Source organism: Pedobacter sp. T50_32, from assembly GCF_057652195.1.
Window position 1 is genome coordinate 30754 of sequence record NZ_JBYFBY010000002.1, and the last position, 17364, is coordinate 48117.

The 17364-nt window shown below is 38.4% G+C and carries 11 protein-coding genes; 6 read left to right on the forward strand and 5 right to left on the reverse strand.

Features of this window, described 5'->3' with window-relative positions; genetic code table 11:
• Positions 1-378: 378 nt before the first annotated feature.
• From AC23ME_RS05530 to gcvP, 6 genes are all read left to right on the forward strand, one after another.
• A complete protein-coding gene (locus tag AC23ME_RS05530; RefSeq protein WP_487726761.1) occupies positions 379-732 on the forward strand; it encodes a DUF6370 family protein in 354 nt (117 codons plus the stop codon).
• A gap of 103 nt (positions 733-835) precedes the next feature.
• Positions 836-1552 carry a pyridoxine 5'-phosphate synthase gene (locus AC23ME_RS05535; RefSeq protein WP_487726762.1) on the forward strand — a complete coding sequence of 239 codons (717 nt, stop codon included), beginning with the start codon at positions 836-838 and terminating at the stop codon, positions 1550-1552.
• 40 nt (positions 1553-1592) lie between these two features.
• Positions 1593-2501, forward strand: a complete 909-nt coding sequence (locus tag AC23ME_RS05540; RefSeq protein ID WP_487726763.1) for an EamA family transporter — start codon at positions 1593-1595, stop codon at positions 2499-2501.
• 118 nt (positions 2502-2619) lie between these two features.
• Positions 2620-3177 (forward strand): hypothetical protein, encoded by a 558-nt coding sequence (locus tag AC23ME_RS05545; protein WP_487726764.1) that lies wholly within the window; start codon positions 2620-2622, stop codon positions 3175-3177.
• A gap of 147 nt (positions 3178-3324) precedes the next feature.
• A complete protein-coding gene (locus tag AC23ME_RS05550) occupies positions 3325-4077 on the forward strand; it encodes a hypothetical protein (protein WP_487726765.1) in 753 nt (250 codons plus the stop codon).
• A gap of 395 nt (positions 4078-4472) precedes the next feature.
• Entirely contained in the window at positions 4473-7352 is a 2880-nt protein-coding gene (gcvP, locus tag AC23ME_RS05555) for an aminomethyl-transferring glycine dehydrogenase (protein WP_487726766.1), read from the forward strand.
• Between the two features lie 563 nt (positions 7353-7915).
• Here the strand turns inward: gcvP and AC23ME_RS05560 are convergent.
• The 5 genes from AC23ME_RS05560 to AC23ME_RS05580 form a co-directional block, all read right to left on the reverse strand.
• A complete protein-coding gene (locus tag AC23ME_RS05560) occupies positions 7916-10483 on the reverse strand; it encodes a zinc-dependent metalloprotease (protein ID WP_487726767.1) in 2568 nt (855 codons plus the stop codon).
• A 130-nt stretch (positions 10484-10613) separates the two neighbouring features.
• The gene (locus AC23ME_RS05565) at positions 10614-11954 is read right to left on the reverse strand and encodes a RagB/SusD family nutrient uptake outer membrane protein (protein ID WP_487726768.1); all 1341 of its coding nucleotides are present in this window, start codon (positions 11952-11954) and stop codon (positions 10614-10616) included.
• Positions 11955-11979: 25 nt separating this feature from the next.
• The gene (locus AC23ME_RS05570) at positions 11980-15351 is read right to left on the reverse strand and encodes a TonB-dependent receptor (RefSeq protein WP_487726769.1); all 3372 of its coding nucleotides are present in this window, start codon (positions 15349-15351) and stop codon (positions 11980-11982) included.
• A gap of 190 nt (positions 15352-15541) precedes the next feature.
• Positions 15542-16681 carry a FecR family protein gene (locus AC23ME_RS05575; protein ID WP_487726770.1) on the reverse strand — a complete coding sequence of 380 codons (1140 nt, stop codon included), beginning with the start codon at positions 16679-16681 and terminating at the stop codon, positions 15542-15544.
• 84 nt (positions 16682-16765) lie between these two features.
• A complete protein-coding gene (locus AC23ME_RS05580; RefSeq protein WP_487726771.1) occupies positions 16766-17347 on the reverse strand; it encodes an RNA polymerase sigma factor in 582 nt (193 codons plus the stop codon).
• Positions 17348-17364 lie beyond the last annotated feature (17 nt).

The following is a 17364-nucleotide window of genomic DNA, read 5'->3' on the forward strand; positions in this document are numbered from 1 at the left end:
TGCTGCTATCTTTTTGTTTTAAGCTTCCTGTCATTCCAAGTTTCGAGGAATCTATTTACGAGCTACTTTAACAGATAGATCCTTCACTAGCGTTCAGGATGACAGTGCTTATAAAAAACAAAAAGTATATCCGCTACAATCAGGTTTAAAATGCAAAACCTGTGCAATAAACCAACTTTGTCAATCTACTATCCCAGGCCAAGAAGATTGAAAAAGTTCCTTCAACATCTTCGCGTTCTTTGCGAAAATAAAAAAATACTTTGCGGTTAATTTTAACGCAAAGAGAAAAGGACTTCGCAATTAACGCAAAGACTTGATATAAATCATTAAAAGAAAAAGCTTATAATCACCATATTTGTAATACCTAATCAACAAATCATGAAAAAATTAAGTATATTCCTATTATTTGCAACATTTGCATTTACTACCAACGCACAAGAAACACCAGCAAAAACTACTAAAATCGAGAAAAAGCAAGTAGAAACTGCTTGTGGCGAATGTATGTTTAAAATGCCGGGCAAGGGCTGCGACTTAGCTGTTAGAATTGATGGCGTAGCTTATTTCGTTGACGGAAGAGGCATCAACGATTTTGGCGACGCCCATGCAGATGATGGTTTTTGCAATGCTATTAGAAAAGCAACCGTAACTGGCGAAATCGTTGATGGAAGATTTAAAGCAAAATCAATGCAATTGGTAGAAACCAAGAAAGCTAAAAAATCGAAGTCTAAATAATTTCAAGCCACGGATACACAGATTTCTTTTAAGACATCATCAAAATATCAAATCAATTTATTTTTTATCTGTGCATCTGTGGCTAAACCGTATCTTTGCCCCCATGACAAAGTTATCGGTTAACATCAACAAAATTGCAACCCTACGCAACAGCAGAGGCGGCAATAATCCTGATTTGGTTAAAGTTGCACTAGATTGTGAGAAATTTGGAGCAGAAGGCATTACAGTGCATCCCCGTCCAGATGAGCGACATATCCGTTACCAAGATACTTTTGATTTAAAGGCTGTAATTTCTACAGAATTCAATATCGAGGGTAACTGCAAAGAGCGAAAATTTGTGGATTTGGTATTAGCCAACCAGCCTGCTCAAGTTACCTTAGTTCCAGATGCCGAAGGGCAAATCACATCAAACCACGGCTGGGATACCATTAAACATCAAGATTATTTGAAAGAAATGGTGGCTACGTTTCAAAACGCAGGTATCCGTGTATCTATTTTCGTAGACCCAGTGGTAGAAATGGTAGAGGCTGCTTTAACAACAGGAACTGACAGAATTGAACTTTACACAGAAGCTTACGCTCAGCAATATTCAAACAATAGAGAAAAAGCTATTGCGCCTTACTTGGCAGCAGCACATAAAGCAAACGAACTAGGCATCGGCATTAATGCTGGTCACGATTTAGATTTGCACAATCTTAAATATTTTGCACAAACCATCCCTGGTTTATTGGAGGTTTCTATTGGCCACGCCTTAATCAGCGATGCGCTTTATTTAGGTTTAGAAGAAACGATTAAACGTTATTTAGCACAGCTAAGTTAACAGTTTTCAGTTAACCCATAATCAATTAAACAATTAACCAATGCTCAAGGGTATTCTTCTTGTATTGTTTGGTGCTTGCAGTTTCGGCATCCTGTCTACTTTCGTAAAATTGGCCTACGGCGATGGATATAGTTTAGGCGACGTGACCGGCACACAAGCGCTGTTTGGTGCTTCAATGTTATGGATTGTCTATTTGGTTCAACGCCAAACACAAGCTAAAGACAAACCCAAACCAATCATCAAAACACATTGGATTAAACTCGTTTTGGCTGGTACATTTACAGGTTTGGTAAGTTTGACCTATTATCAATGTGTAAAGTTAATTCCTGCTTCGGTGGCAATTATCTTATTAATGCAGTTTGTATGGATTAGTGTACTGTTAGAATATCTCTTCTTCAAGAAAAAACCTAATAGCCTTCAAATTTTCGCAATTATTATGATTCTATTAGGCACGATAGCAGCCAGTGGTTATTTTGAGCAGTCTGCCGCAAATCTGAGCATTGTTGGCATCGGCTACGGAATGGTCGCAGCGCTGTGCTACGCCATTTTCCTGATGCTCAACGGCAACTTAGGAAACGAATATCCACCCTTACAAAAGAGTGCCTTAATGATTACCGGAGCTTGTATTTTGATTTTCATCGTATTACCTCCTACCTTTCTAGTCAATGGAGCTTTGGGTGGCAATCTCTTAAAATGGGGTTTAATTCTAGCAGTCTTCGGAACAGTAATTCCTCCTTTGTGTTTTGCTTCTGGTATTCCAAAAATAGGATTAACGCTAAGTTCTATTCTAAGTTCTGCAGAATTACCAGTAGCGGTGAGCATGTCGGCATTGGTTTTGCACGAAGAAGTAAGTTTCCTTAGATGGATTGGCGTGGTAATTATTTTATCATCAATGATTCTCCCAAATTTGGAAAATTTAAAGAAAGCGAATAGATTTAAGAGAAATTAACTTCCTCCCTCTTTAATTCTCCCTCCAAAGGGAGACATTGGGTATTTAGGCAACTTGCATATCCCCCTCATTGAGGGGGCAGGGGGAGGAAATTTCAGAGAACTACATAAAAAGCACCATGAAAAAAACAATATTAATCGCACTAATTGCCTCTACCCTTTTTGCTTGCAAAAGCAACTCAACCATTAATACAGACGAAGCTGGCAAAGTAATTATCACCTATCTAAAAGGAAACCCTGAATATAAAACCACCAGATTTGATTTCGGTGAGCTGAAGTTCAATACAGAAAAAGAATATGCAGAGTTGGAAAACTACCGCCAGTTGGCTAATGATGGCTATATCACGTTAACCTTATTAAGCTCGAAAAAGAAATTCCTTTCTAAAGACAGTAGTTATGTTTACAGTGCTAAGCTTACCCAAAAAGCTAGCGAATACGTGATGAAGCAAGATGCTGATAAAGCTACAGTTAAAGCAGTTACTTACGAATTGACTGAAGAAAAACCAGTAGATTTCTCTAAAGTGAATGATGCTACTGCAAAAGTAACGGTATCGCTTAAAAAAGTAAACACACCATTTGCTGCATTTCAAAATAAACCAGAAGAAAACAGTGAATTTCTAACCAAAACCTATCGCTTAAAATATGATAAAGAAGAAGGTTGGAAAGTGAGGAGGTAAAGAAAAGGATTAAGGAGCAAGGAATAAAAATCAGATGTGCTAGACTTTATTTGGACTGAACTACAATAGAGAAGTTTGAGCACTGCTTGATAACAAAAAATGTAACATCCATATCGTGTTTGTGTCTCAATTAGACAAACAAACTACATGGGTAAATTACTGTTATTAGACATTAAATTTTATAAATCAGCATTCACTGATTTTTTCCAATTCCTATTTCATCCATCCGTACAATTATCAATACCGGAAAAAACGGTAACGCAGAAGATACTAGTTTCGCTTATACTTTTTATCCTAAAAATAAGCTTTTCCGTTGCAGTAGCGAGTATTATTGGTATTTTTTATGAACCTAAAAATCTCACCGATGCTTCAATGTCGTCTCGCTTTACCCCTTTGATATATCTATTAGTTGGCGGACTTATACTTCCTGTATTTGAAGAAGTATTATTCAGGCTTTCCTTAATATTCAAACCTATATATCTAAGTTTAAGTTCTGCCGCCGCCACTTATTATACGCTAACGAAACTCATATTCAATGTAAAACTTAGCGAATATGATGACACATTCTTCATTAGATTGAGTATAGCTTTGATAACGGGAGGCTTTGTATATTTTATAGTTAGTAAAAGTTTAATTAAATCATATTTAAGACTATTTTGGGTAAGAAATTTCAAGACCATATATTACATTTCAAGTATCTTATTCGCCTGGTTGCATATATTCAATTTCGAACTTAATTTAACAAATCTGTTATTACTTCCAGTTTTGACCTTGCCTCAGCTGTTTAGTGCAAGTATAGCTGGTTATACGAGGGTTAGATTTGGATTTCAATATCCTTTATTATTACATGTGGTTACCAACTCTTCTTTGATAGGTCTAAGCATTCTTTTAGGAGAGTAACCGTAACTAAATATACTAATTCCGATTACCAGTAAAGTCCCCTGATAGTAGCTCTTTTAACATTTTACCACTGCAATTTGTAAATTAAACCTGATAGTAACGGAAATACTTTTTGTTGCGTCATTTCGACGAGGAACGAGGAGAAATCTCCAAACTAGCAGCATTACACTATGAGATTTCTCTTTGCGTTCGAAATGACGGAAGAAATAACACAAAAAGATTGAAGTGAATAGCAGGGCTACCGGAAGCGATGGAAAACAAAACCTGCTTTTCAAAAACAATAAAATGTAAGGCAATTATTTCCTACAAAAACCATAGGCTTTTATTAAGGATTTGTTACGATAATATCTCCTTTTAAATTCTTACCTTTGCGGCATTAAAAATGCTAGCATTCAATGAGCTTAAACATCCATTACCAAGAGAACTTTAAAGACCGTCATATTGCGCCAAATGAGGCCGATACTAAGGCGATGTTAGAAACTGTAGGCGTTAATTCTATTGATGAATTAATTGAGCAAACGGTTCCGGCAACTATTAGGTTAAAACAAGGTTTAAATTTGCCAGAAGCAAAATCTGAGGTTGATTACCTGACAAGCTTGAAACAAACGGCTTCTTTAAATAAGGTTTTCAAATCTTATATCGGACAAGGATATTATGACAATATCACCCCTGGTGTAATTTTACGTAACGTATTCGAAAACCCAGGATGGTACACGCAATACACGCCATACCAAGCAGAAATTGCTCAAGGTCGTTTACAGGCTTTGTTAAATTTCCAAACGATGGTAATTGACCTAACGGGAATGGAGATTGCAAATGCTTCTCTTTTAGACGAAGGTACTGCTGCTGCTGAGGCGATGTTTATGCAATACAGCTTACGCAAAAAAGAGCAAGGCAATAAATACTTTGTTTCTGAAGCTATTTTCGCTCAAACTATTGATATTCTTAAAACTAGAGCTAATCCTTTCGGTATTGAGTTGGTAATTGGTAACCACGAAACTTTTGAGCCTACGGCTGAGTTTTTTGGTGCTATTGTACAATATCCGGCAGGTAATGGCGAAGTTTACAACTATAATAACTTAGCTACTGCTTTACACGCACAAAATGTGAAGTTAACAGTAATTGCAGATTTATTAAGCTTAACCTTATTAACTCCTCCAGGAGAATGGGGCGCTGATGTAGTAGTTGGTACTACGCAACGCTTCGGTATCCCAATGGGATTTGGTGGTCCACACGCTGCTTTCTTTGCAACTAAAGACGAGTACAAACGCTCAATTCCTGGACGTATTATCGGTGTAACTATCGATAGTAATGATAACTACGCTTTACGTATGGCTTTGCAAACTCGTGAGCAACACATCCGTAGAGATAAAGCGACTTCAAACATCTGTACGGCACAGGCTTTATTGGCTATTATGGCAGGTTTTTACGCTGCTTACCACGGTCCTAAAGGTTTAAAATTAATTGCTGAACGTACTCATGGTTTAACCATTTCATTAGCAGAATCGTTAAAAGCAATTGGTTATAAAGTAAGTAACCAAGCTTATTTCGATACTATTGAAGTAGAATTAGCTGACTTAAAAGGTGCAATCCACAAAGATTGTTTAGATAACAACATCAACTTTAATTACCAAGGTACTAAAGCAACCATCTCGTTAGATGAAACTACCAACTTTGAAGACGTAAGTTTAATTGTTCGTATCTTCTCTAAAGTTAAAGCAATTGCTACCGATAGCGTTAATGTAGTTGACCAAGTTAGTACTACAATTCCAACAGATTTACAACGTACTTCTGCATATTTAACACATCCGGTATTTAATTCGCACCACTCAGAACATGAGATGTTGCGTTATATCAAATCATTAGAAACTAAAGATTTATCTCTTTGTCATTCAATGATTGCTTTAGGTTCGTGTACCATGAAACTTAACGCAACTACAGAGATGATCCCAGTTACGTGGCCAGAGTTTAGCAAGATACATCCTTTCGCTCCTGCTGATCAGGTTTTAGGTTATTACACTGTATTTGATGAGTTAGATAAATGGTTAAGTGAAATCACAGGTTTTGCTGCAATGAGTTTCCAACCAAATGCTGGTGCGCAAGGCGAGTACGCAGGTTTAATGGTAATTAGAGCTTACCATCAAGACCGTGGCGACCACCACCGTAACATCGCTTTAATTCCTGCTTCTGCACACGGTACCAACCCTGCTTCTGCAGCAATGGCCGGAATGAAAATCGTAGTAGTAAAATCTACTGAGAAAGGCGAAATTGACGTAGAAGACTTGAAAGCAAAAGCTGCAGAACATGCAGAAAACCTCTCTTGCTTAATGGTAACCTACCCTTCTACCCACGGTGTGTTCGAAGAAAGTATCATCGAAATTTGTAAAGTAATTCACGAAAACGGTGGACAGGTTTACATGGATGGTGCCAATATGAACGCACAAGTTGGTTTAACTAGCCCTGCTAATATCGGTGCCGATGTTTGTCACTTAAACTTGCACAAAACTTTCTGTATTCCTCACGGTGGCGGTGGTCCTGGTATGGGTCCGATTGGTGTTGCAGCACACTTAGTGCCTTATTTACCTGGTCACGCTGTGGTAGATATCGAAAAAGGAAAATCTATTCCTGCGGTGTCTTCAGCGCCTTGGGGTTCGGCTAGTATCTTGTTAATTTCTCACGCTTACATCGCTATGATGGGTGCTGATGGTTTAACAAATGCTACAAAATATGCAATTTTAAATGCCAACTATATGAAAGCTCGTTTAGAGCAACATTTCCCAGTGTTATATGCTGGTGCAAATGGTCGTTGTGCACACGAGATGATTTTAGATTGTCGTGGTTTCAAAAACTTCGGTATCGAGGTGGTTGATATTGCAAAACGTTTAATGGATTACGGTTTCCACGCTCCTACGGTTTCTTTCCCAGTTGCTGGAACCTTAATGGTTGAGCCTACAGAAAGTGAGCCTAAGCACGAGTTAGACCGTTTCTGCGATGCTTTAATTGCCATCAGAGATGAAATTAGCGAAGTTGAAGCTGGTAGCTTAGATAAAGTAGATAACCCATTGAAAAATGCGCCACACACTGCTGCTGTAGTAACTGGAAACGACTGGAACCACGGTTATAGCCGTCAAACTGCTGCTTTCCCATTACCTTACGTAGCTGCTTACAAATTCTGGCCTTCGGTTGGTAGAGTAAACGACAGTCATGGAGACCGCTCTTTGATTTGCGCTTGCCCTCCTTTGGAAAGCTATATGGAAGAAGAAGCAATGGCTTAGGATTTACGATCGTAGATTTTTGATTTACGATTTTGACTTTACAGTTTGTCATTAGACGACTTGTCATCCTGAACCTGTCGAAGGATCTCATAAAATATCAATAGCCCGGACAAATCGTTCGGGCTATTTTTTTTAGCCACCTGTCATCCTGAATGCAGCGAAGGATCTATTTTTTTTTAGAAAAGCAAATAACAGAATTCCATTTTAACGTTACTCCTGCTGTACGCTGCTATCTTTTTGTTTTCTCGTTCCCTGTCATTCCGACGTTAGGGGGAATCTGCTTCTGAATAGCTTTAACTTTTTAGATCCTTCACTATCGTTCAGGATGACAGTACATATAAGAAACAAAAAGTATATCCGCTTCCATCAGGTTTAGAGAACTTAAAGCATTGCAAAAAACAAACAGCGAACGATAGCGCAAAAAAAGGCGCTCAAATTATTGAACGCCTTCTTCGTTAGATTTTTAACACTCCCTGTCATTTAGAGCGCAGCGAAGAATCTAATAAATAATAAATAGATTCCTCCGAAGTCGGAATGACAACATTTATAAAATACTTAAAGACCTAGTCCAACGTTAAATCAATCTTCTTCAGCAAATACTTATAATGATCTGCAACTTCTCCAATGCTCGTTTGCACACGCTGCTTAATTAGTGCTTTAACTCTATTCAACTCTGAAATCGCTAAAGTTTCCACTTTAAATTGCTTATCCGTGCCTACTAAATCCATATATTGAAAGTAGAGTTGCTTATCTGCATCAGCGTTCTCAAACAACTCAAAACAGTTGTTATCATTATTCGAGGTGCCCGCAAAACCTTTAGCATTAGGTGCGTTTTTCTTTAATGCTGAAAGATTAATCAATCTGTCTACGTAAACTGCTTGTATCAATTGGTCGTAATAATTCGGCGACTTTCTACTTTCAGCAAAAGCATCATTTCTAATTTGATTTAATAAATCGGTAGCACTATAACCGTTGGTAGTATGCAAGCCATTATTGGTTAAGTGTACCAGCTTGCCCACATTTAATAACTCCGATTGGAAGCTTTTCTTTACCAAACGCTCAACATACGTACTCACCGTAACAATCCGTTTTACACTTCCAGCTTTTTCATAAATAATCATATCCTTAGGCAATGCGTTTAACCAAACCGGCAGCTGACGGTATTGCTCTAACATAAAAGCAACAGCTTCTTCATTCTGCTTTTTAGAAGTAAAACGATAAGTGGACTGCGCCTGTCCTTGCACTGGATAATATTGAAAAGTACCGCCAACCACTGCTCCAACGTGACCCAAATATCTATTGTACTGATTTAGCACCGCCAAATACATATCTTCCAAATCATCGTACTTTTCACCCGGTTGGTTCATCCAACCACGCATATTACCTAAAATATAGCGGGTATTTTTCACACCATATCTGCTAGCTTTCACTACATCATCGCCCAAACTTTCTTTTTGAGAAGATGGATCACTTGCATTTACATCGCCTTCGGCAAACCTGTAATTTGGATCATCGGCATGTTTGGCAATCCAAGCATTTAACGTTTTGGTTTCTTCTTCTGGAGTATTGGCCACCACATCTTTATAGCCCCAGCTAATCGCATATTTATCATAAACACCTAACAACGGCGGCGTTAATTTCACTCCTTTATCTTCTGGTTGGGCGATGTAATTATTACGGGCATAATCCATAATTGATGGTGTAGTACCATACTTTTGCGTAAACGAAGCAGAACGCAATGAATCTACAGGAAACGCATAAGATGCACCCATGTTGTGACGCAAACCCAATGAGTGGCCAATTTCGTGTGCTGCTACATAACGAATGGCTTCGCCTAAAACTTCGTCAGATAATTTACCCGAACGTACCGAAGGATCATTTGCTGCTGTTTGTGCAAATCGCCATTGCGAAAGAATTTGCAGGATATTGTGGTAAATGATCACATCCGATTCTAAAATCTCTCCAGAACGTGGGTCGATAACTGAAGGACCTTTAGCATTCGGAATAGCAGATGCCGTATATCTAATTACTGAATATCGGATATCTTCTGCATTAAATTTTGGATCATTCAGCGGAACATCCTTAGCCATGATGGCATTTTTAAATCCAGCAGCTTCAAAAGCAGGCTTCCAATCTTCTACCCCTTTTCTAATGTATTCTTTCCATTTTTGTGGTGTAGACGCATCCAAATAAAATACAATCGGTTTTGCTGGCTCTACCAATTCTCCCCGCTTCATTTTTTCTACATCTTCGGGCTTTGGTTCCAATTTCCATCTGTTGATGTAGGCTTTGCTTCCAGTTGCCTCACTTTCGTTAAACGTAGTGAAGGTTTTGGTAAAATAACCTACTCTATCATCCGCATACCTGCCCATCATCGGCTTTTCTGGCAGTAACACCATCGATCTGTTCACTAAAATCGAATAAATATCTTCTGCATTGGTGAAGGTAATTAAACTGCGTACCTCAATGTTTTTATCGAAACTTTGCACGCCCTCAATGTAAGAACGATCTGATTCAACTTTGTACTTCTTATCTGGAATACCCATCGCTTTTTGCAAAGGATGCTGTGCAAATGGACTGATATCCTTAACATCGGCAACAAAAAGTTGTTGAATATCGATGATCGCATTTTTTCCATTCCTGCCTTTAGCTTTTATCGGGAACGACATCAATATTGGATCTAAAGTTTGCAGTTCTAGCGCTTTTCTAAAACTAGTATCAGCTCCAGTAAATCGCATAGCCACTCGCGACGTTACTTTTCTCAAGTAAATATATTTGCCATCGGGCGATTTATCCCATTGCAACATTAAGCCTGGCTGCGCTCTTTCTCCAGCTACCATTTGCTCAAAATCGCTGCTGCTCATAGCTACACGGGTAGATACCATCAGCATATCACGTCTTAACAAGCTATCTGGTATTTCGAAAAAGTAACTGTTGTTGGCTTTATGGCTAACAAACATTCCAGTGTCTGAAACTACGCCATCCTTAAAAAATGCTTGAAAGCTTTTGATACCATCTGTAGCAGTTTTAGCAGTAGATGCGGTGTCTGTCGGCTTTTTCACCTGTGCATTCGCTTGAAAGCAAAGGCAAAATGCCGTTCCTAGTAATAGGATTTTTATGTTGTTGTACATTGAATTTCTTTTTGTGTGTTGTTTGTAATATGTAAATCCTCCCCCTGCCTATACATATCGCCTATGCACCATGTATCTCCCTCTAGAGGGAGAATTAAAGAGGGAGGATTTGGGAAGATTAAATTTACTTTTACTCGTAACCAGGATTTTGCCTACCGAACAAATTGTTCCCTACCGTCTCCGATTCTGGTATTGGTAAAATGTATTGATTAACATTGGTTACCGTTGGCTTAATTGCAGAAATTTTGCCAAAGCGAATATTCGCAAACCAGTCGCTACCGTTTTCAAAACATAACTCTTTAATGTACTCTGCATGAATTTCATCTAACAAAGCGGTCTTCGTTGTTGCTGCCGAAACCCTTGGTGCGCCCCAAGCCCTACTCATAATAGTTTGTAGTGGAATTTTAGCATCTGCCAAGGGTGCATCAGAACGTGTTAAACCTTCTGCTTTAATCAAATACATCTCTGCCAAACGGATAAAATAAGTTGGGGCAAAAGCTGCTGCATTATTTACCTTGATAATATTATTGCTAGTTGCATTGAAAGATGCAGTCACACGAGGATCTCCTGTCATAAAGGTTTTTAACCACGAACTAACAATTGTTGCATTATTGGTGTAAGTGAATTTCTTACGATCTGCCACAAAGGTAACTGCATCTGTAGCACGCATAAAAATCATTTCTGTAGAAGTAAAGCCGTCTGCAAACACTCTTGCAAAAGTTGGACTCAAAGAGCGTTTGTTCTCCAAAATAACTTCATCGGCTAAAGTTGCCGCACTGGCATATTCTCCTCTAAACAACAGCACACGAGCTTTCAAAGCTTTAGCAGCAGTTTTTGAAAACAAAGTTGACTTAGTGAAATCAGGGGCGTTGGTTATTGCGTAATCTAAATCACTTAAGATTTGTGTGTAAGTTTCTGCAACAGTACTACGTTTTGTGTGTCGAGTAGTAAAATCTATTGCATCGGTTCTCACGATTACACCATACGCACTATTCAAATTATAAAACTGACCAAAGTATCGCAAAGCATCAAAAGTTGCCATTGCCCTTAAAGCTCTTGCTTGTCCCAACATTTGATCTCTTTCTGTAGCAGAAAGTTCACCTTCTGGCAATTCACCAATCAATTGTACAACCCAATTGGTTTGGTTAATCATTTTATAGAAAGCAGTCCAAAAGCTGTTTACGTTAGCAATTTGAGGATTAAGGTTATTGTCTTGAAACTGGATGTCTGGCACAGTGGCTCTACGCATAGTTCCGCCTAAAGTAGCCGGAATTACCTCTGTGTGCATATAATAATGTTGGGCATGCAGTAATGCATAAGCGCCATTCAATAAATTTTTAGCACCTTCTTTATTCTTAGCCACATTATCGGGCGTAAGGTTATTTGGAGGAGTTACGTTAAGTACGTCGGTTAATTTGCTGCATCCACTAAAAAGAAGGGACAGAACAAGTAGTTGATATATTATTTTCATTGTAATTTCCTTTTTTAATTAATGGTTAAAATGTTGCCCTAAGACCAAACGTGTAAATTTTCGCTAGCGGAAAACGGCTATTATCTAAACCTGTACTTAAATCGTTATTGAATAAGTTCGAAGTTTCTGGATTTGGCCCAGGATAATTGGTTATGGTAAATAAATTGGTAGCTGTAGCGCTTACCTCCACATTTTTAATGAAACCAGTTTTAGCTAATAAGGTTTTCGGTAAAGAATAGGCTAAAGTCACATTCTTTAATCTTAAAAAAGAGCCATCATAAACGTAAAAGCTAGAAATTAAATTATTTGAATTTGGATCACCATACACTGCTCTAGGAATATTACTTGGTGCATCTGGTCTCCAACGATTTAATGCCAAATCCATTTTATTCTCACCAGCCGCAATATTAGTATAGTTAACATTTGTAGCCATGGTTCCCCAGCGTATATCGTTACCAACAGAATAGGTAAATAGCGCATTTAGGGTAAAACCTTTGTATTTAAATGTATTGGTAAAACCGCCGGCCAAATCTGGCAAAGCATTTCCAATTACAGTTTGGTCATCAGATGTAATTCTACCGTCGCCATTCAGATCTACAAATTTGATATCACCCGGTCTTGTATTTACATTTTGATATACTCCTGTAGATGAACCCGCATTTAAAGCATCTAGTTCTGCTTGCGTTTGAATTAATCCATCCGCAACTCGGCCATAAATAATACCTAGCGGCTGACCAATTCTAAGGTTATAACCTGATGATGGAGGAGAAATATTTCCAGTTGCAGCATTTAGGAAGTCGCTATTAAGTGATACTAATTTATTTTTATTGAAAGCTGCATTTATCGAAAGGTTCCATTGGAAATCTTTTGCCTTAATAATATCTCCATTTAAGCTGAATTCTAAACCTTTATTCTGTGTGCGACCTAGGTTGGCAATAGTTTCGGCGAAACCGGTGCTTCCCGGTAACATTACCCTAAACAATAGGTCTTTGGTATCTTTCACATAGTAATCTACCGTTCCTCCTAAGCGACCTTTAAACAACTCGAAGTCTAAACCAATATCAGTTTGGGTGGTTAGCTCCCATCTTAATCTATTGTTACCGAGTTGGTTTTGCACAACGGCAGGTAAGCCACCATACTGATCGGCGCCAAAAAGTGTACGCCATTGATAAGGACCAAAATTTTGCTGCCCGGTTACACCAATACTGGCACGCAGTTTTAATTCATTTAAAAAAGTAGCACCCTTCAAGAAGTTTTCTTCCGAAATTCTCCATGCACCCGAGGCCGTTGGAAAAAATGCCCACTTGTTTTCTTGTGCAAATTTCGAAGAACCGTCTGTACGAGCAGATATACTTAAAATGTACTTACTTTTGTAGGCATAATTCGCTCGACCAAAGAAAGAGACTAATCCACTTTGAGTTTTATTGCCACGAACGATAAAATTACTACTTGCGCTCGAAAGATTATTTAAAATATCATCTTGTGGAAAGCCCATACCCATTGCAGTAATAAACTCATTATTATCACCCTGCCAAGAAGCACCTAGTACGCCATCTATCGAATGCTCACCAGCTAACACTTTTTTATAATTCAAGGTGTTCTCCCACAAATGAGAAAGAAATTGGCTACGACCCTGCTGACCATAACCAGATCCGTCGCCAGTAGCTCTTGCCCAACCACCTAATATCGTTTGACTTGGATAAAAACTACTGAGCGATCCATTATTATAGTTAACAGATAAGGCCGAGCGTAATCTGAAATCTTTAGCAATAGTAGCTTCTCCATAAACTGAACCGAATACCTGAGCAGTTTTATTTGTGTTGCTAGCTTTTGATAATGCTACTGGATTTTCTTGTGACCAGCCCTCGGAGAAAGTAAAGGTTCCGTCTGGATTATATACAGGCAAATCTGGACGGAACGTATAAATACGAGTTAACAAAAGCGGGTCTGGAGAGGTTTGCGTAGAAGAAGAAAGATTTAATGAAGTACCAAGCTTTATGGTTTTAGATGCAGCAATATCCAGGTTTACCAACATATTGTAACGACTAAAGTTCGAGTTTACAAAAGTACCGTCTTGATCCATTGAGCCTAAACTCACATAATAGTTTACTTTATCTGTTGCACCACTAGCAGCAACGTTAATATTCCTTGATAACGCACTTTCTGGACTTACTTCTTTTTCCCAATCTGTATCAGCATCCCGAAAATATGTTCCATTTTTAATCTGCTGTACTTGTAATGCTGTCGAAGTAGAATTGTTAGCCGCCTCTGTCCAAATCTCTTTAAACTGAGCTGCATTTAATACTTTTTGTGTTTGTGCTTCTTGCAAACTTACCGTAGTATTAAAGGTGTAACTAGGTCCGGTCTTGGCATTGCCTTTTTTAGTGGTAATTACCACCACACCGTTAGCAGCTCTGGAGCCATAAATAGCTGTTGCTGACGCATCCTTTAAAACTGTCATGCTCTCAATATCTGCTGGATTTAAGTTATTTAAAGGCGAACTTAAACCTTGATCGATTAAATTTCCGTTTAAGACACTTCCATTATCTGGAATATTTCCTTCGGCTACTACAGGCACGCCATCTACCACATATAAAGGCTGATTAGAGCCTAACAAAGATGAAGCACCTCTGATACGAACTCTTGTTGCTGCACCAGGCTGACCGCTTTCTTGAATTACCATTACCCCTGCTGCTCTACCTTGCAAAGCCTGTTCTACGTTAATGGTTGATGGCAAATCTTTAATAGCATCGCCGGAGATGGTTGCTAACGAGCCTGTAACGTCTGTTTTTTTCTGTGTGCCATAGGCGATGATAACCGTTTCCTCTAACCTATTGGTAGTCATTTGTAGTGTTACATCTATTTTGGTTTGCTTGCCAACTTTAATTTCGCGAGTATCGAAACCTATATAGCTGAATACTAAAACTGCATTTTCATCAGGAACAGTAATACTGTAATTACCACTTTGATCTGTAGAAGTCAAAGTTCCAGTACCTTTTACCTGAACATTTACTCCTGGCAGCGGTTGATTGTTTTGATCTAAAACCTTCCCCGTAAGACGAATAGCTTTAAAGTAATCGCTTACGGTCTCGAAGAAACCCTTTGGCTGGTCGTAAAGTACCACGGTTTTGTTTCTGATGGTATAAGTAAATCTTTGTCCATCGAAAACCTTCTTTAATACGTTTTCAAATTCTTCATTACTTACAGCGATATTTACCAGCTTGGCATTTTTGATGGTGGTATTTCCATAAACGAAATCATATCCACTTTGTGCGCCAATTTTTTGAAGCACACTAACTAGAGTTTCGTTTTTTTCGTTAAGTGTGATTTTTTGCGCATAGGTATTTCCCTGCACTTTAAAAATACCTGCTAAAATCAATAAAATGATTATCCTCATCACTTTCCACAATTTAGACTGCAAGGCCCACAGTCCTGTCAATTTTGACACGTAAATTTTATACATTTGTTTAGTTTGGTTGTTAGTTGATAATTGTTGTTAGTCCAATAAATGTTGAGCGATAATTCAAACTTTTTGCAGGTCCTGATTGCAGTCGGGACCTGTTTTTTTTTGACTTACCGTTTAAATGTTAGTCATTCGATAAAACGGTAATCCTCCTTCCTTCGACTTTAAATTCTACAAATCCTGTGAGTTGGAGCGCTTCTAATATTTTTGAGATGGGCTGCGATCTAGATACCTGCCCGCCAAAACGTTCTTTAGTTATTTCACCTTCGTAAACTACTTCCACATTGTACCATCTGGCAATTTTCCGCATTAAACTTTCTATACTTTCATTGCTGAAAACAAACTTCCCATCTTTCCAGTCTATAACTTCTGCAGTGTTTACTGTTTTAACCTGAATACCATTACCATTTGCAATTGCCTGTTGATTAGGCTGAAGAACTTGCTCAAATCCTGAAACTTCCGATTTGACTTTTACACTACCTTCTACTAGAGTGGTACGTATAGTGCTTTCATCTGGATAGTTACTGATATTGAAATGGGTTCCTAGCACTTCCACCGTTTGCGCTTTAGTTTTTACCCTAAAAGGATGACGGCTATCTTTCTTAACTTCAAAATAGGCTTCGCCCTGAAGTTCTACTTCGCGAAGATTTTTGTTGGCAAAATCGGTGGCATATTGCAGAGAAGATGCTGCATTTAACCAAACTCTCGAACCATCTGGCAAGAGCACTTGGTAAGTTTGTCCCTTAGCCGTAGAAAGTGTGTTTAACCCGCTGTTGTTTGTTTGTTTAGCAACTGAAGGCTGAATTTCATAGATTAAATGACCGTCTACTGTTTTGTAAGCCACCAAACCATCTTGCTGTAACACCTCTCCCGACTTTAAACTTCCCAAATCTATCTTCCTCCCATCTGCCAAGGTTAATGTTGCCGCACTTTTACCAGCTGCAATATCATTAGCAATGTAAAAACGGTTTTTATTGCCACTATTGTATAATAGCACACTAAGCGTTATCAAAACAATAGCTGCAGCAGCTGCAATCCATGTATATAACTTAAACGATTTGGTATTTTTAATAGGTAGCACTTTGGCGACATCGATTTGTTGCCACATTTCTTGTTGAGCGGTTTCTAGTTCATCATCACTATAATCAGCGCTCCCATCCATGTTAAAATGATGCAGCCAAACCATCAATTCCTGTTCCTCAGAACTTGAAAGACTGCCGTTTCGCAACTTAGCTACCAACTCATTTACTTTAACAATATCCATTCGTTTTTATAATGCTTGTTATAGGTATAACAACTCATCTTTTAAAAATGGGTACAAGGAAATGAAAAAAAGTTAATTTTCTTTTTAACGGAGGATATAAAGTACGTAAATAACTAGGCCAAACTTATCTTTTAGGAGCTTAGCGGCCCTTTTTAACTGTGTAGAAACTGTGTGTTCAGAAAGTTCTAATTTCTCTGCAATAGCTTTGGTACTTAGGAAATATTGTTTTTTCAGTTGATAGATTTCTCGCATGCGTGTTGGCATGGCTTCAATTTCCCGATCAATCATGGCTCTAATTTCCTTTTCACGGATCAGGAAATCGGTGTCGTTGCTTACAGCCGTTACGTTGTTAATTTGTTCTGTTTCGAAGCGTTGCAGTACATCTTTGTGTTTGTAGATATTTAACACTTTATTTAGCACTGCCTTGTAAAGGTACGCAGATACTTGTAAATCCGAATCTAAACTTATCCTTTGATCCCAAAAACGAACGAAGACTTCCTGCACCACATCTTTGGCTTCCTCTTTATCAGCTAGTTTTCGATGAGCATACACCAATAACAAAGCACTATACCTCATATACAACTCATAAAACGCTTGCTCGCTACCGTTCTTTATTTCGAGAATGAGTTCGGCATCTAATAAGTTTGATTTCGTTTTTTTGGTCATGAGGCTTTAAACAGCGT